The organism is Streptomyces sp. NPDC057617 (assembly GCF_042800555.1).
Lineage (GTDB): Bacteria > Actinomycetota > Actinomycetes > Streptomycetales > Streptomycetaceae > Streptomyces.
The window spans coordinates 446165-469875 of the sequence record NZ_JBHVGV010000007.1 but is presented as its reverse complement, the minus strand read 5'-3'; the positions used below and the strand labels follow the sequence as shown (position 1 = coordinate 469875).

General features: G+C 71.4%; 18 protein-coding genes. 13 read left to right on the top strand and 5 right to left on the bottom strand.

Annotation, left to right across the window (positions count from 1 at the left end; all coding sequences use genetic code 11):
* Window positions 1-124 precede the first annotated feature (124 nt).
* Together ACFU9P_RS20325 and ACFU9P_RS20320 are read right to left on the bottom strand one after the other, a co-directional pair.
* Window positions 125-1369, bottom strand: coding sequence for an extracellular solute-binding protein (locus tag ACFU9P_RS20325; RefSeq protein WP_384082641.1), 1245 nt, complete (start codon window positions 1367-1369; stop codon window positions 125-127).
* 147 nt (window positions 1370-1516) lie between these two features.
* Window positions 1517-2566, bottom strand: a complete 1050-nt coding sequence (locus tag ACFU9P_RS20320) for a LacI family DNA-binding transcriptional regulator (protein ID WP_384082638.1) — start codon at window positions 2564-2566, stop codon at window positions 1517-1519.
* Between the two features lie 134 nt (window positions 2567-2700).
* Between ACFU9P_RS20320 and ACFU9P_RS20315 the strand changes: the two genes are divergently transcribed.
* From ACFU9P_RS20315 to ACFU9P_RS20265, 11 genes are all read left to right on the top strand, one after another.
* Window positions 2701-4824 carry a glycogen debranching N-terminal domain-containing protein gene (locus ACFU9P_RS20315; RefSeq protein ID WP_384082635.1) on the top strand — a complete coding sequence of 708 codons (2124 nt, stop codon included), beginning with the start codon at window positions 2701-2703 and terminating at the stop codon, window positions 4822-4824.
* Between the two features lie 219 nt (window positions 4825-5043).
* Window positions 5044-5448, top strand: a complete 405-nt coding sequence (locus ACFU9P_RS20310) for a cell division protein SepF (protein WP_384082632.1) — start codon at window positions 5044-5046, stop codon at window positions 5446-5448.
* A 164-nt stretch (window positions 5449-5612) separates the two neighbouring features.
* Window positions 5613-5963: a nucleotide pyrophosphohydrolase gene (locus ACFU9P_RS20305; protein ID WP_384082629.1), complete on the top strand. Its 351-nt coding sequence runs from the start codon at window positions 5613-5615 to the stop codon at window positions 5961-5963.
* Window positions 5964-6108: 145 nt separating this feature from the next.
* Window positions 6109-6585 carry a DUF6099 family protein gene (locus ACFU9P_RS20300; RefSeq protein WP_376382228.1) on the top strand — a complete coding sequence of 159 codons (477 nt, stop codon included), beginning with the start codon at window positions 6109-6111 and terminating at the stop codon, window positions 6583-6585.
* A gap of 4 nt (window positions 6586-6589) precedes the next feature.
* Window positions 6590-7519, top strand: a complete 930-nt coding sequence (locus ACFU9P_RS20295; protein ID WP_384082626.1) for an LLM class F420-dependent oxidoreductase — start codon at window positions 6590-6592, stop codon at window positions 7517-7519.
* An 82-nt stretch (window positions 7520-7601) separates the two neighbouring features.
* Entirely contained in the window at window positions 7602-8501 is a 900-nt protein-coding gene (mmuM, locus tag ACFU9P_RS20290) for a homocysteine S-methyltransferase (RefSeq protein ID WP_384082623.1), read from the top strand.
* Between the two features lie 129 nt (window positions 8502-8630).
* Complete coding sequence (locus ACFU9P_RS20285; RefSeq protein ID WP_384082620.1) at window positions 8631-10256, top strand: 3' terminal RNA ribose 2'-O-methyltransferase Hen1; 1626 nt, start codon at window positions 8631-8633, stop codon at window positions 10254-10256.
* Window positions 10253-12865, top strand: coding sequence for a polynucleotide kinase-phosphatase (locus ACFU9P_RS20280; RefSeq protein WP_384082617.1), 2613 nt, complete (start codon window positions 10253-10255; stop codon window positions 12863-12865). Before ACFU9P_RS20285 ends, ACFU9P_RS20280 begins: the two co-directional genes overlap by 4 nt.
* 190 nt (window positions 12866-13055) lie before the next feature.
* Window positions 13056-14288, top strand: coding sequence for an arginine deiminase (locus tag ACFU9P_RS20275; protein WP_384082614.1), 1233 nt, complete (start codon window positions 13056-13058; stop codon window positions 14286-14288).
* A gap of 176 nt (window positions 14289-14464) precedes the next feature.
* Window positions 14465-15493, top strand: a complete 1029-nt coding sequence (argF, locus tag ACFU9P_RS20270) for an ornithine carbamoyltransferase (RefSeq protein ID WP_384082611.1) — start codon at window positions 14465-14467, stop codon at window positions 15491-15493.
* Between the two features lie 158 nt (window positions 15494-15651).
* A complete protein-coding gene (locus tag ACFU9P_RS20265) occupies window positions 15652-16788 on the top strand; it encodes a PQQ-dependent sugar dehydrogenase (protein ID WP_384082738.1) in 1137 nt (378 codons plus the stop codon).
* Window positions 16789-16982: 194 nt separating this feature from the next.
* Here ACFU9P_RS20265 and ACFU9P_RS20260 read toward each other — a convergent pair whose 3' ends face one another.
* Window positions 16983-17399 carry an ATP-binding protein gene (locus ACFU9P_RS20260; protein ID WP_376382241.1) on the bottom strand — a complete coding sequence of 139 codons (417 nt, stop codon included), beginning with the start codon at window positions 17397-17399 and terminating at the stop codon, window positions 16983-16985.
* 372 nt (window positions 17400-17771) lie between these two features.
* On the opposite strand from ACFU9P_RS20260, the gene ACFU9P_RS20255 reads away from it, so the two are divergent.
* Together ACFU9P_RS20255 and ACFU9P_RS20250 are read left to right on the top strand one after the other, a co-directional pair.
* Window positions 17772-18656 (top strand): enoyl-CoA hydratase family protein, encoded by an 885-nt coding sequence (locus ACFU9P_RS20255; protein ID WP_384082607.1) that lies wholly within the window; start codon window positions 17772-17774, stop codon window positions 18654-18656.
* Window positions 18641-21040, top strand: coding sequence for a bifunctional salicylyl-CoA 5-hydroxylase/oxidoreductase (locus tag ACFU9P_RS20250; protein WP_384082604.1), 2400 nt, complete (start codon window positions 18641-18643; stop codon window positions 21038-21040). The genes ACFU9P_RS20255 and ACFU9P_RS20250 overlap by 16 nt, the downstream gene beginning before the upstream one ends.
* 82 nt (window positions 21041-21122) lie before the next feature.
* On the opposite strand, the gene ACFU9P_RS20245 is transcribed toward ACFU9P_RS20250, so the two are convergent.
* Both ACFU9P_RS20245 and ACFU9P_RS20240 read right to left on the bottom strand, forming a co-directional pair.
* Window positions 21123-21944 carry a PaaX family transcriptional regulator C-terminal domain-containing protein gene (locus ACFU9P_RS20245; protein ID WP_384082602.1) on the bottom strand — a complete coding sequence of 274 codons (822 nt, stop codon included), beginning with the start codon at window positions 21942-21944 and terminating at the stop codon, window positions 21123-21125.
* A 4-nt stretch (window positions 21945-21948) separates the two neighbouring features.
* On the bottom strand, window positions 21949-23619 hold the full coding sequence (locus ACFU9P_RS20240; RefSeq protein ID WP_384082599.1) for an AMP-binding protein: 1671 nt from the start codon (window positions 23617-23619) through the stop codon (window positions 21949-21951).
* Window positions 23620-23711 lie beyond the last annotated feature (92 nt).

Sequence of the window (23711 nt, the reverse complement as noted above, 5' to 3'; positions counted from 1 at the left end):
GGGGGGGGGTCTTTCGCGGGCGTACCGGGTCCGCCGGATGCGCCGTCAGGTGCGCCCGGCCTGCCGGTAGCGCGGGGGGTGCGGCGCGCACGGGGCGCGCGCATCGTGCGGAGGGACATCGGGCTCAGTTGCCCTTCGCGATGGCCTGTTCGCCGTTGCGCTGGAGGTCGGCGAGGATCTTCTTCGGGTCGGCGGTGCGCAGCGACTGGAGGTCGGTGTTGAACTGGCTCAGCACCTTGTCGAAGCCGGCGATCGTCACCGGACCCTGCGCGTACGCGCTGCCGTCCACCCAGGCCTTGGCGGCCGGGAACTGCTGGGCGTACGTGGAGAGCGCGCTGGTCCGCGACGGCATCACACCGAACGCGTTGGCGAACGCGAGCTGCTGGTCCGCGCTGGTGAGGGACTTCACCAGGTCGACGCCGGCCTCGCGGTGCGCGCTGTCGGCGGCGACGCCCCAGCAGTTGCTGAAGGCGAGGGTGCCCTGGCCGGCCGGGCCCGCGGGCAGCGGCGCCACGGCGTACTTGATGTCCGGGTAGTCGAGCTTCATGCCGCCGTCGAGCCAGTTGCCCTCGATGGTCATCGCGGCCTTGCCCTTGCCGAGCGCCTCGCCGCCCCAGCTCGTGTCCACGTTCTTGGCGAACTTCATCGAACCGGACTTGAGCAGGGACTGGACGAAGGAGAGCCCTTCGGCGTTCTCGGGGGAGTCGGCGGTCATGGTCTTCTGGTCGGCGTCGGTCACCCAGCCGCCGGCCTGCTTCATGAAGACACCCAGGCGCTGGTACTCGTCGCTGGTGACCAGTCCGGTGACACCGTCGCGGGTGAGCTTGCCGGCGACGGTCTTCAGGTCGTCCCAGGTCTTCGGGTAGTCCTTCTCCGTCAGGCCGGCCTTCGCCCACAGATCGGTGTTGATGGCGAGACCGAGGGTGGAGGTGTCCTTGGGCAGACAGACCAGCTTGCCGTCGTAGCTGAACGACGAGCGGAGCTGCTGCGAGAAGTCGTCGGCGTCGGATATCTGGTCGCCGTACGGGTAGAGCGAGCCGCCCTTGGCGTAGTTCGCGAACTGGTCCGAGTTGACGTAGAAGACGTCCGGCGGCTTGTGCCCGGCGAAGGCCTGGGCGAGCTGCTGGTTCATGTCCTTGGCGACCTCGACGGTGACCGTGTTGCCGGACTTCTTCGCGTACGCGGCGGCCGCGGCCTTCACCGCCCCGGTCTCGGCGTCCCCCGAGGTGGCGATGAGTACGGTCAGATTCTGCTTGGCGGCCTTGTCCTGGGCCGGCTCCTTGCTGTCGTCGAAATTGGACGAACAGCCGGTGGCGGTCAGCAGCGCCGCGCACGTAGCGAGGGCGGCGACGGCCGTGCGGGTGACCATGAATTCCTCCTGAAAGGGATGAAACGTGCGGCTCAGCGGCCCGGGGAGGGCGAGCTGTCGATCAGTGAGCCGGGGGCCGGGCGGTGTTGCGGTGGTACGGAAGCTCCGGCGGCGGCGAGCGCGGGGGGTGGCGGCGAGGGCGGGTGCTCAGCTGGCTAACGCCGGTGTGCTGTCCCGGATGACGAGCGAGGGTTCGAGCAGGACGCGCTCGGGCGGGGCGTCCGGGTCCGCCATCCGGGCCAGCAGCAGCCGGACGCACTCGCGGCCGACGGCTTCCAGCGGCTGGGCGACGGTGGACAGTCCGGGCGACAGGAGCGCGGCGGTCGGCGAGTCGTCGAAGCCGACCACGGCGACATCCCTGCCGGGTACGGCCTGCCGCTCGCGCAGGGCGCGGTAGCAGCCCAGCGCGAGCGTGTCACTGACGGCGACCACGGCCGTGGCGCCCGCGTCGAGCAGTGGTACGGCGGCGGCCCGCGCCGCCTCGATGTCGTCGATGCTCTGCGCGCGCCGGCCGCGTACCGGAAGACCGTGCCGGCGCATGGCGCGCTGCCAGCCCTCGGCGCGGTCGTCACCGACACCGGAGCCGCGCGGCCAGCCGAGGAACGCGATCTTCCGGTGCCCCAGACCGACAAGATGGTCGACGGCCGCGTCCGTCCCCGAGGCGCCGTCGACATCCGCCCAGTCGCCTATCTGGCGGCTCGACCACATCCGGCCGAAGCCCACGAAGGGCACCCCACGCTTGGCGAGCCAGGCCTGCCGCTGATCGCCGCGGTCGGTGCCGCTGAGCACAAAACCGTCGACGCTGTGCAGATCGATCAGCTCCTCGTACCCCTCAAGGCCCGTGGCGCCGGGCGGCGAGGCGAACAGCAGGACCCGGTAGCCCGCCTCGTCGGCGGTCTGTGAGAGCGCGTGCAGGAACCGGTCCATCACCGGTGCCAGGGTGCCGGCCGGGGTCGGGCGTATGCCGTAGCCGATGAGCTTGCTGGAGCGGGTACGGAGCGTCTGCGCGGCCCGGTGCGGGCGGTAGCCCATCTCGTCGATGGTGCGCCGGACCCGCTCCAGGGTCTCGGGGCGCAGCAGACCAGGCGAATTCAGAGCATTTGACACGGTCTGCGGAGAGACCCCGGCCCGTCGCGCGACCATGGCCAGGGTGACCGGACCGGCCTTGGACGAAGCGGTGTCGGGGGAGCGGGGCATGGGTTCTCCGGAGCCGGTCGTACGGAAGAGGGATCAAGGGCGATTACATTGGAGCGTTCTAATCCCATTGTCAACGCCCTGAAGTCGTCGTTAGGGTTCTTGGAACGCTCCAATGCCTGAGAGGTTCTGCTCTGTTGGATACAACTGTCAAGACCCACGACATAACGAAGTCCGTCGCGGGGGCCGCCCCCTCAATCGAAGGTCTCCAGCCGTTTCTGCACGACGCCTCTGTGACGCTGTACGCGCCGAGCTTCGTGATCTCGCACACGGACGGACAGATCGACGGTGGGGTCGACGGCTTCTTCCACGGCGACAGCAGGGCGCTGGCCCGGCTCACGGTGGCGGTCGACGGCCTCGCCCTCGCACCGGTGCGCGGAGCTTTTGACGGTGCCGACCGGGCCTCCTTCCGTGCCGTGCTGCGCGGGCTCGGTGAGGACACCGCCGACCCTGCCGTCACCCTGCGCAGGATCCGCCGCGTCACCCCCGGGCGGCTGGAGGAGACCCTCGAAGTCACCAACGCGGGGCGGCAGAACGTCCGCTTCCGGCTGGCCGTGACCGCCGCCACCGACCTCGCGGCGATGGAACGCGTCAAAGTCGGTGACACGCTGCCCACGGCCGCCGCCACCGCCTACGGGAGCGGACTCGACTGGTCGCGGGGCGGCTTCGCCGTACGCCTCGCCTCCACGCCGAGGCCCACCGCGCTCGACGCGGCGACCGGACGGCTGGAGTACGAGATCGGCCTCGCGCCCGGCGAGGTGTGGACGGCCGTACTGCGCTGTGACGCGGCTCACGAGGACGGCGACCAGTTCCCGGCGCCCGCCGCGGACACCCTGCCGTGGAGCACCCCGGTGCTGCGCAGCTCCGACCGGCGCTTCGACCACTGGCTCGGCCAGTCCGCCGCCGACCTGGACCGGCTGCGGCTCACCGACCCGGAGGCGCCCGCGGACCAGTTCCTGGCGGCCGGAGCCCCCTGGTTCCTGACGCTCTTCGGCCGCGACTCCCTGTGGGCCGCCAGGATGCTGCTGCCCCTGGGCACCGGCCTCGCCGCCGGTACGCTCCGTACGCTCGCCCGCCGCCAGGGCGCCGCGTCCGATCCGGACACCCTGGAGCAGCCCGGCAAGATCCTGCACGAAGTGCGGCGCGCCGCCCAGGAGTTCCACGAGGGCTTCGGCCTGCCGTCCCTCTACTACGGCACGGTCGACGCCACCCCGCTCTGGATCACCCTGCTGCACGACTCCTGGCGCTGGGGCCTCGCGCCCGAGCAGGTCGAACAGCTCCTGCCGAACGCCGAGTCCGCGCTGGCCTGGATGCGCGACCACGGCGACGCGGACGGCGACGGCTTCCTCAAGTACATCGATCTCTCGGGGCGGGGCCTCGCCAACCAGGGCTGGAAGGACTCCGGCGACGCCATCCGGCACCGCGACGGGCGGCTGGCCACCGCCCCGATCGCGCTGTGCGAGGTCCAGGCGTACGCGTACGAAGCGGCCCGCGGCGGCGCCGCGCTGCTGCGTGCCTTCGGGCGGCCGGGCGCCGACGAGTGGGAGGAGTGGGCCGAGCGGCTGCGTGACCGCTTCCGCAGCCACTTCTGGGTGGAGGACGAGCGGGGACCGTACCCGGCGGTCGCCCTCGACCGGGACAAGAAGCCGGTGGACTCGGTCACTTCGGGGTTCGGGCATCTGCTCGGTACGGGACTGCTCGACCACGAGGAGAGCGCGCTGCTGGCGGCCCGGCTCAGCGCCCCCGACCTGGACTCGGGACACGGGCTGCGCACGCTGAGCAGCGGCTCGGTGGGCTACAACCCGTACGGCTACCACATCGGTTCCATCTGGCCGCACGACACCGCGATCGCCGTGCACGGTCTGGTCAGGGCCGGGTTCCCGGACGAGGCCGGATCGCTCGCGGCGGGTCTGCTGACCGCGTCCGAGAGCTTCGACGCGCGTCTGCCGGAACTCTTCGCGGGCCATGGCGCGGCGACCGACACCTGGCCCTCGCCCTATCCCGCGTCCTGCCGTCCGCAGGCCTGGGCGGCGGCCTCGTCCGTACTGGTGCTGCAGTCGCTGCTCGGGCTCAGCGCCGATGTCCCCGGCGGGTCGCTCACCGTCGCGCCGGGGTTCGCGGAGGCGTACCGGCCGCTGGCGGTGACCGGGTTCGAGGTCGCGGGCGGGCGGCTGGACATCGCCGTCGAGTCCGACGGTACGGCGCGGATCGAGGCGCCGGCCGGGCTGGAGGTGAAGAGGGAGTATCCGGCGGCGCGTTGAGGGTACGGCGCGTTGAGGGTGCCGCGCGTTGACGGGACGGGCCGGGTGGTCCTCGGGGCTCCGGTGGCGGCCGGAGTCCCGCCCGGCGCGTGTCCCGTGTCCGGCCGGCTTCGGCCGGCCGCATTCGGTCACCTGTCCGGCCGTGTCGCTATTGGGCCGAACGAGTGAGGGACGGAAGGATGGCCCCATGCAGACTCAGCGTGCGGGCGGGGTGGTCCGGTGAGCAGGTACGGCAGGTACGGCGAGTTCGACGCCACCGATGAGCAGTGGGAGGGCCTGGCGCAGGTCGTACCGCTGCGCGGGCGCGACGAGTGGCCCTCCAGGGTCGACCACCGGACGGCCCCGCGTACGTACGAAGCCGAGAACCGCCGCTTCATCGTGCTGCGGGTGCAGGTGTTCGGGGACGCGCGGGAGGTCGCGGACCATCTCATCGCGCGGATCCCGGTGCTGCTCGATCTGACGAGCGCGGAGCCCGATGTGGCCAAGCGGATCCTGGACTTCAGCAGCGGTGTGGTCTTCGGGCTCGGCAGCGGGATGCACCGGGTCGACCGGAACGTCTTCCTGCTGGCGCCGATCGGCACGGAGGTCGAGGGGATCGCGGCGGAGGCCATTCCCCGGTCGTAGGCGGCGCCCCGGCCTGCCTTGGGTGTCGCCCCGGCCTGCCTTGGGTGTCGCCCCGGCTTGTCCGGGTGTCACCCCGGCTTGTCTTGGGTGTCGCTCTGGCCCGTCGCCCCGGCCGGCCGCCCTGGCCGCGGGCGGGTTCTGGCGGCGGTGGTAGACCTGGGACCGTGACGGAACACGATGTTGCGGGACTTCAGCGGGCCTTGGCCGCGTTCGCGGCGGCGCGGGACTGGGAGCCGTACCACACCCCCAAGAATCTGGCGGCGGCGCTCAGCGTCGAGGCCTCCGAACTGCTGGAGATCTTCCAGTGGTTGACCCCGGAGCAGTCGGCGCGGGTGATGGAGGACCCCGGGTCGGCGCACCGGGTGGCGGACGAGGTCGCCGATGTGCTCGCGTATCTGCTCCAGTTCTGCGAGGTGCTGGGCATCGACCCGCTCGCGGCGCTCGCGGCGAAGATGGAGCGGAATGAGGTCCGTTATCCGCCCAAGCGGCCCCCTGAGCGGCCCGATCTTCCATGATCGTCACTCTGCGGAGTGATTGAGTTATACACATTGAGCCTGCTGTCCACAGATTTCCGCATTGCTCTGGCCTTTCTGTCGCCAGTCCCTCACTCTGGGTAGTGGAGTGAGAGGGCAGGATTGTCTTATGAACGGGGGCTGTTGGATGGATGCGGAACGGCTCATCGCGGTGAGCCGGCATGCCCTGGCGGGGAGTGCGGAGCCGCTGGACGTCATCACGGAGGCCTGCCAGGCACAGGCCCTGGCTCAGGCGATCGGCGACCGGCTGGCGATCAGCGGACCGCAGGAGCTGAGGGGCGAGGCGCGCGAGCTGGGCGAGGCCGGCGGGCGCGGCTGTGGACTGCCGGATCAGCCGGGGCTCTGCCGCGGCGGGATACGGGCGGGCGGACTCTCCGGGGTGCTGGACACACGGGGAGCGCTGGCCGGACTGGGCGCGCTGCTGGGCGAGGTGGGGATCGCGCTGGTGGCGGTGGCGTGTGCGACGGACGAGGAGGGGCTGTACTGGCAGTGCATCGAGGCGATCGACGCCGCCGACGAGTCGAGCGACCGGGTGGGCGCGCTGCTGCGCAGGCTGAGCGCACGGGAGCGGGAAGGAGGCCGGCGGTTCGAGGGTGCAGGATAGATGCATGGATCTTCGAATCTTCACCGAGCCCCAGCAGGGGGCGAGCTATGAGACGCTGCTGCGCGTGGCCAAGGCCACCGAGGACCTCGGCTTCAACGCCTTCTTCCGGTCCGACCATTATCTGAAGATGGGGTCCGCCGACGGGCTCCCCGGGCCGACGGACGCCTGGATCACCCTGGCCGGGCTGGCCCGGGAGACCAAGCGGATCCGGCTGGGCACGCTGATGACGGCCGGTACGTTCCGGCTGCCGGGCGTGCTCGCCATCCAGGTCGCGCAGGTGGACCAGATGTCCGGCGGCCGGGTCGAACTGGGCCTGGGCGCGGGCTGGTTCGAGGACGAGCACAAGGCGTACGGCATTCCGTTCCCCAAGGAGAAGTTCGCGCGGCTGGAGGAGCAGCTCGCGATCGTGACCGGGCTCTGGGCCACGGAGACCGGCAAGACCTTCAGCTATGACGGCACCTATTACCAGCTCACCGACTCTCCCGCGCTGCCCAAGCCCGCGCAGAGCAAGGTGCCGGTCCTGATCGGCGGCCATGGTGCGACGCGTACGCCGAGGCTGACCGCTCAGTACGCGGACGAGTTCAATATCCCCTTCGCCTCCATCGAGGACACGGAGCGGCAGTTCAGCCGGGTGCGGGCCGCCGCCGAGGCCATCGGCCGCCCGGCCGGTGACCTTGTGTACTCGAACGCGCTGGTGGTGTGTGTCGGCAAGGACGATGCCGAGGTGGCCCGGCGGGCGGCGGCCCTCGGCCGGGAGGTCGAGGAGCTGAAGGCGAACGGGCTGGCGGGCTCGCCCGCCGAGGTGGTCGACAAGATCGGGCGGTACGGCGCGGTCGGCTCGGAGCGGATCTATCTCCAGGTCATGGATCTGGACGACCTCGACCATCTGGAGCTGATCTCCTCACAGGTCCAGTCCCAGCTCGCCGGTTCCTGACCCGCCGGTTCCTGAGCGGCGAAGCCGGCGCACACGGGACCGAGAACAGCCAGGAACCGGAGCCCGAAGCGCTGGAGCAGCCATGAAGCCCGCCCGCACCCTCGCCGCCGCGCTGGCGGAGGAGACCCTCGTCCTGGACGGCGGTCTGTCCAACCAGCTCGCGGACCAGGGCTGTGATCTGTCCGACGACCTCTGGTCCGCGCGGCTCCTGGCCGACGGACCCGAGCAGATCGAGGCCGCCCACGCGGCGTATGTGCGGGCGGGCGCCCGGGTGCTGATCACCTCCAGCTACCAGGCGACCTATGAGGGCTTCGCGCGGCGGGGTGTGCCGCGGCGCGAGGCCGGCGCGCTGCTGGCCAGAAGCGTGGAGCTGGCGCGCCGCGCGGCGGCGGGGGAGCGGGAGGTGTGGGTGGCCGCGTCGGTCGGACCGTACGGGGCGATGCTCGCGGACGGCAGCGAGTACCGCGGGCGGTACGGACTGACGGTGGCGGAGCTGGAGCGTTTCCACCGGCCGAGGATCGAGGCACTCGCGGCGGCCGGTCCGGACGCGCTGGCGCTGGAGACGGTGCCGGACACCGTCGAGGCGGAGGCGCTGCTACGGGCCGCCGACGGCTGCGGGGTGCCGGTCTGGCTCTCGTACTCCATCACGGGCGAGCACACCCGGGCTGGCCAGCCGCTCGCCGAGGCCTTCGCCCTGGCAGCCGGTGCCGGGCAGGTGATCGCGGTGGGCATCAACTGCTGCGAGCCGGCCGATGCCGGCCGCGCGGTCGAGATCGCCGCTTCGGTGACCGGCAAGCCGGTGGTCGTCTACCCCAACAGCGGAGAGGGATGGGACGCGGAGACCAGGAGCTGGCGCGGTGACGCCACCTTCGACCCGGCGCGAGTGCGGTCCTGGCAGAGGGCGGGCGCGCGGCTGGTGGGCGGTTGCTGCCGGGTCGGGCCGGCCGATATCGCCCGGCTGGGCGCGGCGTTGGCGCGGTAAGGGCGAGCGGGGGGAGCGGCGGGGCAGGCGCTTGGGACACGGCCGGAGGGCATGGGCAGAGCGGGTCCGGACGTGTTCGGGATGGAAAACCCCTGGTCGTGGCGGTCCCGGCGGGCAATACTCGTTCGGGTGTTCCTGACGATCAGCACCACCGGCACCCCGGAGCGTCCCGCTACCGACCTCGGATTTCTGCTGCACAAGCATCCCGACCGGGCGCAGACGTTCTCCACCGCGCATGGCACCGCCCATGTCCTCTACCCCGAGGCGTCCGCCGAGCGCTGCACAGCGGCGCTGCTGCTGGAGGTCGATCCCGTGGCGCTGGTACGCCGGGGCCGGGGGAAGGGCCGGGGCGGCGCGCCCGACGCGGCGCTCGCGCAGTATGTCAACGACCGCCCCTACGCGGCCTCTTCACTTCTCGCCGTCGCGCTGAGCACGGTCTTCAAGAGCGCGCTGCGCGGCGTCTGCGCCGCCCTTCCCGAGCGTGCCGCGAACCCGCTGCCGCTGCGGATCGAGATCCCGGCCGTACCCGCGCGCGGCGGCGCCGAGCTGGTGGGCAAGCTCTTCGGACCGCTGGGCTGGACCTCCGTGGAGGCACGGCCGGTGGCGCTGGACGAGCGGTTCCCGCAGTGGGGCGAGTCGCGCTACACGCATCTCGTCCTGGAGGGCGAGCTGCGGCTCGCGGACGCGCTGCGCCAGCTCTATGTTCTGCTGCCGGTCCTCGACGACGCCAAGCACTACTGGGTCGCGCCCGACGAGGTGGACAAGCTGCTGCGCGCGGGCGACGGCTGGCTGGCCGGCCACCCCGAACAGAAGCTGATCACCAGCCGCTATCTGGCCCGCCGCTGGAGTCTGACCCGGCAGGCCATGGAACGTCTTGAGCTGGTACGGCTCGCCGAGGCCGACGACATCGAGGTCGAGGCGCTCGACAACGCGGTGGCGCTCGACGACGCCGCGGAGGAGACGCTTGCGGAGGAGACCGGGGCGACCCCGGCCGACCCCGCACCGTACGGCTCCAACAGCCCGACCGGCCCCGCTGGTTCCGACAAGTCAGACAAGTCCGACAGCTCTGTCAGCTCTGACGACTCTGACTGCTCCGGCAGCGAAAGCGCGGCGAAGGAGCCCTCGCTCGCCGACCAGCGGCGTGACGCGATCCTGGCCGCCCTGCGCGACGCGGGCGCGGGCACGGTGCTCGACCTGGGCTGCGGCGAGGGCCGGCTCGTACGGGCGTTGCTCAAGGACGCGCGCTTCACCCGGATCGTCGGCGTGGACGTATCGGTACGCGCCCTGACCATCGCCTCCCGCCGCCTCGGCCTGGAGCGGATGAGCGAGCGCCAGGCCGCCCGCGTCTCCCTCGTGCAGGGCGCCCTCACCTACACGGACAAGCGGCTCAAGGGATACGACGCGGCCGTGCTGAGCGAGGTCGTCGAGCATGTCGATCCGCCGCGGCTGCCCGCCCTGGAGTACGCGGTGTTCGGCGCGGCCCGCCCCCGTACCGTCCTCGTGACCACGCCGAACGCCGAGTACAACGTGCGCTGGGAGACCCTGCCCGCCGGCCATGTACGCCACAGCGACCACCGCTTCGAGTGGACGCGCGAGGAGTTCCACGGCTGGGCTGGCGCGGTCGCCGAGCGCCATGGCTATGCCGTCGCGTATGTCCCGGTGGGCCCCGACGACCCCGAGGTGGGACCGCCCACCCAGATGGCCGTCTTCAGCCGTCACGAGGACAGCCACCACGAGGAAGGAAAGGCCGCATGAGCGACATAACCGACACTGCCGCGAGCGGCACCACAACCGCCACCACCGCCACCGCGCCGAACTCCCCTGCCGCCGAGCGCCTTCTCCCCGTCCCCGACCTCTCCCTCGTCGTGCTGATCGGTGCCACCGGCTCCGGTAAGTCCACCTTCGCCAGAAGCCACTTCAAGCCCACCCAGATCGTCTCCTCGGACTTCTGCCGCGGCCTGGTCGCCGACGACGAGAACGACCAGAGCGCCAGCGGCGACGCCTTCGACGTCCTGCACTACATCGTGGCCAAGCGGCTCGCGGCCGGCCGGCTCACCGTCGTGGACGCCACCAATGTGCAGCCCGAGAGCCGCAAGCAGCTCGTACGGATCGCGCGCGAGCACGATGTGCTGCCCGTGGCGATCGTCCTCGACCTGCCCGAGGAGGTGTGCGCGGCGCGCAACGCCAACCGCCCCGACCGGGCCGGGATGCCCCGCCATGTCATCAAGCGCCACCGCGCCGAACTCCGCCGCTCGCTGCGCGGCCTCGAACGCGAGGGCTTCCGCAAGGTCCACATCCTGCGCGGCGAGCGCGAAGTGGCCGCCGCCGGGGTCGTCCTCGAACGCCGCTACAACGACCTCGCCCACCTCACCGGCCCCTTCGACATCATCGGCGACATCCACGGCTGCCGCTCCGAGCTGGAGACCCTGCTCGGGAAGCTCGGCTATGAGGGCGGTGCTCACCCCGAGGGGCGTACGGCCGTCTTCGTCGGCGACCTCGTCGACCGCGGCCCCGACAGCCCCGGAGTGCTGCGCCTGGTGATGGACATGGTCGAGTCCGGCAACGCCCTGTGCGTACCGGGCAATCACGAGAACAAGCTCGGCCGCTGGCTCAAGGGCAGAAAGGTCCAGCACACGCATGGACTCGCCGAGACCGTCGAGCAGTTCGAGAAGGAGGACGACGCGTTCCGCGCGCGGGTACGGGAGTTCATCGACGGCCTGGTCAGCCACTACGTCCTGGACGGCGGCAAGCTGGTCGTCTGTCACGCCGGGCTGCCCGAGAAGTACCACGGCCGCACCTCCGGCCGGGTCCGCTCGCACGCCCTGTACGGCGAGACCACGGGCGAGACCGACGAGTTCGGCCTGCCCGTGCGCTACCCGTGGGCCGAGGACTACCGGGGCCGGGCCGCTGTGGTGTACGGCCACACACCCGTACCGAACACCTCCTGGATCAACAACACCATCTGTCTCGACACCGGCGCGGTCTTCGGCGGCCGGATGACCGCGCTGCGCTGGCCCGAGCGCGAACTCGTCGACGTACCCGCCGAGCGGGTCTGGTACGAGCCGACCAGACCGCTGGTCACCGAGGCACCCGGCGGCCGGGAGGGCCGGCCGCTGGACCTGGCCGATGTGCAGGGCAGACGGACCGTGGAGACCCGCCACATGGGGCGGCTCGCGGTACGCGAGGAGAACGCGGCGGCGGCGCTGGAGGTCATGAGCCGCTTTGCGGTCGACCCCCGGCTGCTCGCGTATCTCCCGCCCACCATGGCGCCCACCGCGACCGCGGCCCCGGACGCCGCCGGCGGGCCGTTCCTGGAGCACCCGGCGGAGGCCTTCGCCCAGTACCGCGCCGACGGCGTCGACCGGGTCGTGTGCGAGGAGAAGCACATGGGCTCGCGCGCGGTGGCGCTGGTCTGCCGGGACGAGGCGGTGGCGCGCGAGCGCTTCGGCACGGCCGGAGTGACCGGCGCCCTGCACACCCGTACCGGCAGGCCCTTCTTCGACGACCCGGCCGTCACCGAGCAGATCCTGGAGCGGCTGCGTGCCGCCGTCACGGCCGCCGGGCTGTGGGCGGAACTCGGCACGGACTGGCTGCTGCTGGACGCCGAGCTGATGCCCTGGTCGCTCAAGGCCACCGGGCTGCTGCGCACCCAGTACGCGGCGGTCGGAGCCGCGGCGGGCGCCGCCTTCCCCGCCGTGACCCGGGCCCTGGAGGCCGCGGTGTCCCGGGGCGTGGACGCCGGCGACCTGCTGGCGGCGCAGCGCGGGCGCGCGAGCGACGCGGCCGCGTTCACCGAGGCGTACCGGCGCTACTGCTGGACCACGGACGGTCTGGACGGGGTGCGGCTCGCGCCGTTCCAGATCCTGGCCGTCCAGGGCCGCAGCCTCGCCGGAGTCCCGCACGACCAGCAGCTCGCCTGGCTGGACCTGCTGGTCGAGCACGACCCGACCGGGCTGCTCCAGGTCACCCGGCGGCTGATCGTCGACACGGGTGACGAGGAATCGGTGCGCGGCGGCGTCGACTGGTGGCTGGAGATGACGGAGCGCGGCGGCGAGGGCATGGTGGTCAAGCCGCTCGCGGCGCTGGTACGGGACGCGAAGGGGCGGCTCGTACAGCCGGGCATCAAGGTGCGCGGCCGGGAGTACCTGCGGATCATCTACGGTCCCGAGTACACGCGTCCGGACAATCTCCAGCGCCTGCGCAACCGGTTCCTCGGCCACAAGCGGTCCCTGGCGCTGCGCGAGTACGCGCTGGGGCTCGAGGCCCTGGACCGGCTGGCGGACGGCGAGCCGCTGTGGCGGGTCCACGAGGCGGTGTTCGCGGTCCTGGCCCTGGAGTCGGAACCGGTCGACCCGCGTCTGTGAGCCGGTCGACCTCCGGATCGGGCCGGTCGATCCCCGTCTCTGAGCAGGCCCCCGGGCACGGGGGCCGGGTCGCCCGGCCCGGCCCCCGCGCCGGGACCTCGCCGCCCCGCCGCAGGACCTCACTGAGACCGTGCTCTCATCCGCTCCCGTTCACCGCGTGAATCGTGCGCCGTGCGGTGAGGATGGTGGCATGGGATTCCATGTCGACTCCGAGACCGGCCGGCTGCGCCGCGTCATACTGCACCGGCCGGATCTGGAGCTGAAACGGCTCACACCCGGCAACAAGGACGCGCTGCTCTTCGACGATGTGCTGTGGGTACGGCGCGCCCAGGAGGAGCACGACGCCTTCGCCGCGGTGCTCCGCGACCGGGGCGTGCACGTGCATCTCTTCGGCGAGCTGCTGCGCGAGTCACTGGAGCTTCCGGCGGCGCGACGGCTCGTACTGGACCGGGTCTTCGACGAGAAGGAGTACGGTCCGCTCGCCACCGGCCATCTCCGGGCGGTCTTCGACGCGCTGCCGACGGACGAGCTGGTCGAGGCGCTGGTCGGCGGGATGACCAAGCGCGAGTTCCTGGAGCGGCACGCGGAGCCGACCTCCGTCCGCTTCCATGTGATGGCGCTGGACGACTTCCTGCTCGACCCGCTGCCGAACCATATCTTCACCCGCGACACCTCCGCCTGGATCTACGACGGAGTGAGCATCAACGCCATGCGCTGGCCCGCCCGGCAGCGCGAGACCGTGCACTTCGAGGCGATCTACAAGCACCATCCGCTCTTCACCGGCCCCGACGCCGGTGCCTTCCACCACTGGTCGGAGGGGCAGGACGACTATCCCTCGACGATCGAGGGCGGCGATGTCCTGGTCATCGGCGGCGGAGCCGTACTGATCGGGATGAGCGAGCGCACCACCCCGCAGGCGGTCGAGATGCTGGCCCGGGGGCTCTTCGCGACCGGTTCCGCGACCACCATCGTGGCGCTGGACATGCCCAAGCGGCGGGCGTTCATGCATCTCGACACGGTGATGACGATGGTCGACTCCGACACCTTCACCCAGTACGCGGGGCTCGGCATGCTCCGCTCGTACACCATCGAGCCGGGCGGCGACGGGCATGAGCTGAAGGTCACCGACCATCCGCCGGAGCATATGCACCGCGCCATCGCGGCGGCGCTGGGGCTGGCGGAGATCCGGGTGCTGACCGCCACCCAGGACGTGCACTCGGCGGCGCGGGAGCAGTGGGACGACGGCTGCAATGTGCTGGCCGTCGAGCCCGGGGTGGTCGTGGCGTACGACCGTAACGTCACCACCAACACGCATCTGCGCAGACAGGGCATCGAGGTGATCGAGATCCCCGGCAGCGAACTGGGCCGGGGCCGGGGCGGACCGCGCTGTATGAGCTGCCCGGTGGAACGCGCCGCGGTGTGAGTGCGGTCCCGGAATCAAGCCCGTCCGGCGATTGCGGACAAACCGGCTGCCGGGCGGATCTGGCATCGTATAGCAATACGATCCGTCGTATATAGTTCCATGGTCCCGGTCGGGGCCACCCCCTGCTTCCCCGCCCCCTTTCCCCTTCCCTTTCCGCGCCACCAGGAGCAGCCACCATGGCTATGAACCTCGCAGGCCGCCACTTCCTCAAGGAACTGGACTTCACGGCCGAGGAGTTCCGCGGCCTGATCGACCTCGCCGCCGAGCTGAAGGCCGCGAAGAAGGCGGGCACCGAGATCCAGCGGCTGCGCGGCAAGAACATCGCGCTGATCTTCGAGAAGTCCTCCACCCGCACCCGCTGCGCCTTCGAGGTGGCGGCGGCGGACCAGGGCGCGGCCACCACGTATATCGACCCCTCCGGTTCGCACATCGGGAAGAAGGAGTCGGCGAAGGACACCGCCCGGGTCCTCGGGCGGATGTACGACGGCATCGAATACCGCGGCGACGCCCAGGCGACTGTCGAGGCGCTGGCCGCGCACGCGGGCGTTCCGGTCTTCAACGGCCTTACGGACGCCTGGCACCCGACCCAGATGCTCGCCGATGTGCTGACCATGACCGAGCACAGCGCCAAGCCCCTGACGGAGATCGCCTTCGCCTACCTCGGCGACGCCCGCTTCAACATGGGCAACTCGTACCTGGTCACGGGCGCGCTGCTGGGCATGGACGTACGGATCGTCGCGCCGCGCGCCTACTGGCCGGCCGATACGGTCCTCGCCCTGGCCCGCGAGGCCGCGAAGACCAGCGGCGCGCGGCTGACCCTCACCGAGGAGATCAAGGAGGGTGTCGCGGGCGCGGACTTCGTGGCCACCGATGTGTGGGTGTCGATGGGCGAGTCGAAGGAGGTCTGGGACGAGCGGATCGCCGCGCTCGGCCCGTACTCCGTGACCATGGATGTGCTGCGCGCGACCGGGAACCCCGAGGTGAAGTTCCTGCACTGCCTGCCGGCGTTCCACGACCTGGACACGGCGGTCGGCCGCGAGATCCACGAACGCCACGGTCTGAGCGAGCTGGAAGTCACCGACGAGGTCTTCGAGTCGGCGCATTCGGTCGTCTTCGACGAGGCCGAGAACCGGCTGCACACCATCAAGGCGGTCCTGGTGGCCACGCTCGCCGGGACGGGTCCGACGGCCGCCGGGCTTCGCTGACCGGCATTGGTCTACGCCAAACCGTCCTGTCCCTGTATTCTCATCCGTGCCAGCGGCACACAATCCCCCCACCCAGGTTGCGTGCTGGCGCGGGCGACGATCACACAACTCTGCCCTAAGCAGCCGGGTTCCCCCATTCGCCGCCTCTAGGAGTCATGGTGAAAGTTCGCACCAGAAGCTCGGCGATCATCGGCACCATCTGTCTCATAGCTTCCCTCGCCTTGACCACGGCGTCCGCCGACGAGCGTGCCGCCCCACGTCAGGCGGCGGAGGTCAAGCTCACCCAAGTGGCCACCGCCCAGAATCCCATCGCCGGCGCAGCCGGCCCCGGTGGCACGGTCTGGATAGCCGAACGCGCGGGCACCGTACGGGTCCTGGGCAGGCAGGGGCTCGGCGCGCCGGTCCTCGACATATCCGACGAGACCACCACCGACGGCGAACGCGGCCTGCTGGGCATCGCGTTCGACAAGACGTTCGCGCACTTCTACATCTCGTACACGGACCTCGAAGGCACCAGCACCGTCGACGAGTTCGCCGTACGGTACGGCAAGATCCAGCCGAACACCCGGCGCACCGTCCTCACCCAGACGCAGCCGTACCCCAACCACAACGGCGGCGACATCAAGTTCGGCCCCGACGGCTACCTCTACATTGCGTTCGGCGACGGCGGCTCGGGCGGCGACCCGCACGACAACGGGCAGAACCTCGACACGCTGCTCGGCAAGCTGCTGCGGATCGACCCGAGGGGCGGCAAGCCGTACGCGATCCCGTCGGACAACCCGTTCGTGGGCGTCCCGAACGCGAAGGGCGAGATCTGGGCGTACGGGCTGCGCAACCCGTGGCGGTTCTCCTTCGACGCGGGCACGGGCGACCTGCTGATCGCGGACGTCGGCCAGAGCGAGTGGGAGGAGATCGACTGGGCCCCGGCATCCAGCAAGGGCGGCGAGAACTACGGCTGGTCCGAGATGGAGGGCAACCACCCCTTCCGGGGCGGCACGGAGCCCGCGAACCACGTACCGCCGGTCCACGAGTACGACCGTAGCGGGCTGGGCTGCTCGGTGACCGGCGGATTCGTCTACCGCGGCAAGGCGATCCCGGCTCTCAAGGGGCAGTACGTGTTCAGCGACTACTGCGACGGCACGGTCCGCACTCTGCAGTTGGAGAACGGCAAGGTGACGGGCGAAAGCGACCTCGGCGTCAACGGCGGCGAGGTCATCTCGTTCGTACAGGGCGGCGACGGCGAGCTGTATGTGCTCGGCATCGGCGGCAAGGTCTCCCGCATAGACCCGGCGTAACACGTACCGGCGTAACACATACCCGGCGTAACACGTAGCAACCGGCTTACCCCCGGCCCAGGTCAGGCCCGGTGCTGAGACATCAGCACCGGGCCTGATGTGCTGTGCGGCCTCGTTCCGGGAGCCATTCGCGGCCGGCGCCATGCGCTCCGGGTCGGTCCGAGTCGCTCCGGGGCGGTCCGGGTTAGTCCGGGTCAGTCCGACGGCAGGGTGAACCAGACCGCCTTGCCCTGGTCGGTGGGGCGGTGCCCGCATTCCGCGCTCAGCGTGTGGATCAGCAGCAGGCCGCGGCCGTCCTCCTGCCAGGGGTCGGGCATCGTGCCGAAGCCGGCGCGCGCGAGATCGCCCGGCGGAGCGGGGTCGCGGTCGTGCACCTCGACCTGGCAGCCGGTCGGCAGCAGCTCCACCACCAGCTCGATCGGCTCGTCGCCCGCGGTGTGCTTGATCGCGTTGGCCACCAGCTCTGCGGTGAGCAGCTCCGCGGTGTCGCTGTCCGTCGTGTCCGCGAGATGCGCGATCGCCGTCCGGACCAGGGCCCGTGCGAGCGGTACGGCTTCAGCGCTGTGGGGCAGTGCGACACGCCAGGAGGGGAGGCCTGAGGTTTCCGGCACGGCGGGTGGTCCGATCAAGGGTTGGCGGTTGAACAAGCGTTGGCGGGCCGTCGAAGCCCAGAAGTTTTATCGAATTCAAATTTACGGAGCGTAAGGGCGCGGGCAAGAGTCGGCGGCCTGCCATGGCCGGGACTTCCGTCCCGCCGTCGCCGGGACCTTCGGCACGGTGGCGGGCCGGATACGGACCGGGCGATGCGGGGCCGATGGGGGTGGCAGAGGGGACGGGCGGGGTCTTGCGCGACGCGCTCCGGTCGGCGCGAGCGCGCTATACGCCGGACGGCCGGATCGTATTGCGTACTCGTGACGACAGTCACGGACTGGTGATACGGTCCCGGTGAGGGATCGCGCCCCGTCAAGGGAGGCCGTACGCCCATGAGCCACTCCGCGAGCAGCACGAGCCATTCCACGGACAGCTCCGCCGGCTCGACGAGCCCCTTCACCGGCTCCGCGCCCCGCACCGAGGAGTGGCGCCATCTCCGGCTGACGCGAGACGACGACGGCGTTGCGACCGTCACCCTCGCCCGCCCCGAGAAGCTCAACGCCCTCACCTTCGGCGCCTACGCCGATCTGCGCGATCTCCTCGCCGAGTTGTCCCGGGAGGGTTCCGTACGCGCCTTGGTGCTGGCCGGCGAGGGGCGCGGTTTCTGCTCGGGCGGCGATGTCGACGAGATCATCGGCGCGACCCTCGCCATGGACACCGCCCAGCTCCTCGACTTCAACCGGATGACCGGGCAGGTCGTCAGGGCGATCCGCGAGTGCCCCTTCCCGGTGATCGCCGCCGTGCACGGAGTCGCCGCCGGCGCCGGAGCGGTCCTCGCACTCGCCGCCGACTTCCGGATCGCGGACCCCTCCGCGCGGTTCGCCTTCCTCTTCACCCGGGTCGGCCTCTCCGGCGGCGACATGGGCGCGGCCTATCTGCTGCCCCGGGTCGTCGGACTCGGCCACGCGACCCGGCTGCTGATGCTCGGAGAGCCCGTACGCGCGCCCGAGGCCGAGCGGATCGGCCTGATCAGCGAGCTGACCGCCGAGGGCGCCGCCGGCACACGGGCCGCCGAACTGGCCCGTACCCTCGCACGCGGCCCGGCCCTCGCGTACGCCAGGACCAAGGCCCTGCTCACCGCCGAGCTGGACATGCCGCTGGCCGCCGCCGTCGAACTGGACGCCTCCACGCAGGCGTTGCTGATGTACGGCAAGGACTACGCGGAGTTCCACGCCGCCTTCACGGAGAAGCGGCCCCCGAAGTGGCAGGGACGGTAGCCGTGCGGATCGCGGTGATCGGCGGCGGCCCCGGCGGACTGTACGCGGCGGCCCTGCTCAAACGGCTGGACCCCGCCCTTGAGATCACCGTCTGGGAGCGCGACGCCCCCGGTGACACCTTCGGCTTCGGCGTCGTCCTCTCCGACGAGACGCTCGGCGGGATCGAGCACGCGGACCCTGTCGTCCACCGGGCGCTCCAGGCCGAGTTCGTCCGCTGGGACGCCATCGACATCGTCCACCGCGGCCTTACCCTCACCTCGCGCGGCCATGGCTTCGCGGCCCTCGGCAGGCGCAGGCTGCTGGAGATCCTGCACGAGCGCTGCGCTTCCCTGGGCGTACGGCTCCGCTTCCGCACCGAGGCGCCGCCCGCTGGCGAACTCGCCGCCTCCCACGACCTGGTGATCGCCGCGGACGGGATCCACAGCCTCACCCGCACGGCCCATGCTGCGCACTTCGGGCCCCGGATCAGCACCCACCGCTGCCGCTACATCTGGCTCGCCGCCGACTTCGCCTTCGACGCATTCCGCTTCGAGACCGCCGAGACCGAGCACGGGGTGATGCAGCTCCACGCCTATCCGTACGCCGGCGAACAGAGCGCCGACGGCCCGCGCAGCACCGTCATCGTCGAGATGCGCGAAGAGGTCTGGCGGGCGGCCGGGTTCGAGGGTCTCGACGAGCGACGGTCCACCGAGCGGTCTGCCGACCGGTCCGCCGATTCGTCGACTGAGCGGTCTGCCGAGCGGTCCGCCGAATCGTCCACCCAGCGGTCCGTCGAGCGGTGCGCGGAGATCTTCGCCGGGGCGCTCGGCGGACGGCCCCTTCGCGCGAACGCCTCCTCCTGGAGCGTTTTCCGTACGGTCGTCAACGACCGCTGGAGCCACGGCAATACGGTGCTGATCGGCGACGCCGCCCACACCGCCCACTTCTCCATCGGCTCCGGCACCAAGCTCGCCGTCGAGGACGCCCTCGCGCTCGCCGCCTGTATCGAGGAGAGCCCCGGTCTGCCGGACGCGCTCGCCGCGTACGAGAGCGAGCGCCGCCCGGTCGTCGAGTCCACCCAGCGCGCCGCCGCCGCGAGCCTGCGCTGGTTCGAGGAACTGGCCGCGTATACGGATCAGCCGCCGCGCCAGTTCGCCTTCGGGCTGCTGACCCGCAGCCGCCGGGTCACCCATGCCAATCTGCGGCTGCGTGACCCTGCCTTCACCCGCGCGGTGGAGGACGGTTTCGGCAGCCCACCCGGCACACCCCCGATGTTCACACCCTTCCGGCTGCGCGGGCTGACCCTGCGCAACCGGGTCGTCGTCTCGCCCATGGACATGTACTCCGCGGCGGACGGCGTCCCCGGGGACTTCCATCTCGTCCATCTCGGCGCCCGCGCCCTCGGCGGCGCCGGGCTGGTCATGACCGAGATGGTGTGTGTGAGCCCGGAGGGCCGGATCACCCCCGGCTGCACCGGGCTCTACACCCGTGAGCAGGGCGAGGGCTGGCGCCGTATCACCGATTTCGTCCACACCGCCTCGCCCGGAACCGCCATCGGTGTCCAGCTCGGGCACTCCGGGCGCAAGGGCTCCACCCGGCTGATGTGGGAGGGCATGGACGAGCCGCTGCCCGAGGGCAACTGGCCGCTGAGCGCCGCCTCCCCGCTGCCGTACCGGCCGGGGATCAGCCAGGTACCGCACCAGCTTGACGGCCGTCAGCTGGGCGAGATACGTGAGCAGTTCGCCGCGGCCGCCCGGCGGGCCCGGCGCAGTGGCTTTGATCTGCTCGAACTGCACTGCGCGCATGGCTACTTGCTCTCCGGCTTTCTCTCCCCGCTCACCAACCGGCGCACCGACGCCTACGGCGGCCCGCTGGAGGGTCGGCTGCGCTTCCCCCTCGAAGTCTTCGACGCCGTACGGGCCGAGTGGCCCGACGAGCTGCCCATGACCGTCCGTATCTCCGCCACCGACTGGGCGCCCGGCGGCACCACCATGGACGAGGCCGTCGAGATCGCCCGTGCCTTCACCGCGCACGGCGCCGACGCGATCGATGTGTCGACCGGCCAGGTCGTCGCGGACGAACGGCCCGAGTTCGGCCGCTCGTACCAGACACCGTTCGCCGACCTGATCCGCAACACCCTGTCCGTACCGGTGATCGCGGTCGGGGCCATCTCCTCCTGGGACGACGTCAACTCCCTGCTGCTGGCGGGCCGCGCGGACCTCTGCGCCCTCGCCCGGCCGCACCTCCACGACCCGCAGTGGACGCTGCACGCCGCCGCGGCCCAGGGGTACGAAGGGCCTGCCGCGCCCTGGCCGCTCCCGTACCGCGCGGGCAGCCGCCCGCCGCCGTCCGGCCGTACCGACGCCCCCAGGCCGCGCCTCACGCTGGGCCTCACTCAGCGCTGAGCGCTCCCGCTCCCCGTACGTCCGCTGCGTCCGCCGACCGCGTTGCTTCCGCCGACCGCACCCCCCTGCACTGCCTCCGCGCTCAGCGATTCCCGTGCGTACGTACGAACTCCAGGCCCGGGTCCCGTAGTTGGGCGTGCAGCAGGTTGAAGACCTCCGCCGAACGCTCGCCCGGCCAGGTCTTCGGCAGCAGGTCCGCGGGCAGCCCCGGGTCGGTGTACGGGAGGTGGCGCCAGGAGTCCAGAGCGAGCAGATAGTCGCGGTAGGCGTCCTCCGGCGGTACCTCCCGCCGGTCCGCCCAGGCCCGCAGCACCGGTTCGTGCGCGGCCAGGAACTCCTCGTGGCGCGTGGCGATCGCATCCAGGTCCCACCAGCGGGCCACGGCCTCCGACGTGGCCTCGAAGCCGAGATGGTCCCCGCGGAAGAGATCCACGTACCCGTCGAGGCCGAGCCGGCCCAGGGCGTGGCTCGTCTCCTCGTACAGCCGCCCCGGCGCGATCCACACCCCCGGCGCGGCCGTGCCGAAGCCGAGGCGGCCCAGCCGCGACCGGAGCAGATGGCGCTTGTGACGCTCGGCCTCCGGTACGGAGAAGACCGCCAGCACCCAGCCGTCGGAGAGCCGGGGCGCGGGCCGGTCGTAGATCCTGCGGTCCCCGTCGTCGAGCAGCTCGCGGGCTTCGGCCGACAGCGCGTACCCGGCCGCGCCCTCCGCCGTACGTTCCGGGACCAGCAGACCACGGCGCTTGAGCCGGGATACCGACGAGCGCACCGCGGGCGCGTCGACACCGAGCGCCCCCAGCAGCCGGATCAGCCCGGCCACGGCGAGCGGGGCGCCGTCCGGGGTGCGGCCGTACGCGCCGTACAGGGTGACGATCAGGGAACGAGGGGTGTGCTGCTCGGCCACGCGATCACTGTATGCCCTGGTGGACAGGGCCGGGACCACGGTGGACAGGGCCGGGACCGCGCAACAGGAAGCGCTGGAGCTTGCCCGTGGGGGTACGGGGGAGCGCGTCCAGGAAGACCACCGAGTGCGGGCGCTTGTACGGTACGAGCCGCGCGCCGACGAAATCCCGCAGCACCCGTACGGTCTCCTCGCCCGGCTCCGCGCCCTCCCGCAGGACGACAAACGCGGCGACGGTCTGGCCGCGTACCTCGTCGGGGCGGCCGACCACCGCCGCCTCCAGCACATCGGGATGGGCCAGCAGGGCGTCCTCGACCTCGGGACCCGCGATGTTGTAACCAGCCGAGATGATCATGTCATCGGCACGGGCGACATAGCGGAAGTAGCCATCGGGCTCGCGTATATACGTGTCACCGGTCAGATTCCAGCCGCCCCGTACGTACTCCCGCTGGCGTGGATCCGCCAGATACCGGCACCCGACCGGGCCCCGTACGGCCAGCAGCCCCGGCTCCCCGTCCGGCACCCGCGCGCCCGTACGGTCCACCACACACGCCTGCCAGCCGGGCACCGGCACCCCGGTGGTCCCCGGCCGGACCGCCTCGTCCGCCGCGGAGATGAATATGTGCAGCAGCTCCGTCGCGCCGATGCCGTTGATGAGACGCAGCCCGGTCGTGTCGAACCAGGACTGCCAGGTCGCCGCGGGCAGATTCTCGCCCGCCGAGACACAGCGCCGCAGCGAGGAGATGTCGTACGTGTGCGGCCGCGCCGCCAGCTCGTCGAGCATCACCCGGTACGCGGTCGGCGCGGTGAACAGGACCGACACCCGCTGCTCCGTGACCGCCGTCAACAGGTCCTTGGGGCGGGCCTGTTCCAGCAGGAGCGCGGACGCCCCGGCCCGCATCGGGAAGATCACCAAACCGCCGAGACCGAAGGTGAAGCCGAGCGGCGGGCTGCCCGCGAAGAGATCACCGGGCTCGGGCCGCAGCACATGGCGCGAGAAGGTGTCGGCGACGGCCAGTACGTCACGGTGGAAGTGCATACAGCCCTTGGGACGGCCGGTCGTCCCCGAGGTGAAGGCGATCAGCGCCACATCGTCGGCCGCGGTGTCCACCGCCGGGTAGCGTCCGGGCCGTGCCTCGGCCAGCTGCAGCAGATCGCCGGGTGTGTCCCCGCCGTACGCCGTGATCCGCAGCCCGGGCACGCGCGCCGCGACCAGATCGTCCAACGACCGGCTGTCGCACAGGGCATGGCTCGCCCGGGCGATCTCGCACATGGTGGCCAGCTCCTGTGCCCGGTGCTGGGCCAGTACGGTCACGGCCACCGCGCCCGCCTTGAGCACCGCCAGCCAGCAGGCCGCGAGCCAGGGGGTGGTGGGGCCGCGGAGCAGGACGCGGTTGCCGGGCACCACGCCGAGATCCGAGGTCAGGACATGTGCGATCCGGTCGACGCGCTCGCGCAGCCCGCCGTACGACCAGACCTCGCCGGTGCCGGTACGGAAGACCGGCCGGTCCGCACCGAACAGCTCGGCCGTACGGTCCAGCAGCTCCGCCGCGCAGTTGAGCCGGCCGGCGTGGCGCAGTTCGGACGGGAGGGGGAGCAGGCGCGGCCACTGCTCGGGGGGCGGTAACCGGTCGCGCGTAAAAGTGTCGCGATGCGCCGACGGCGTCAACATTTCCATGGTCCGCCCCCTTGCCACGGTGGGATCATGGGGTCGCTCATCGAGCGTATCGTGAAGGTGACGACAGTCAACAGGCCGCGATAGGCGCACTG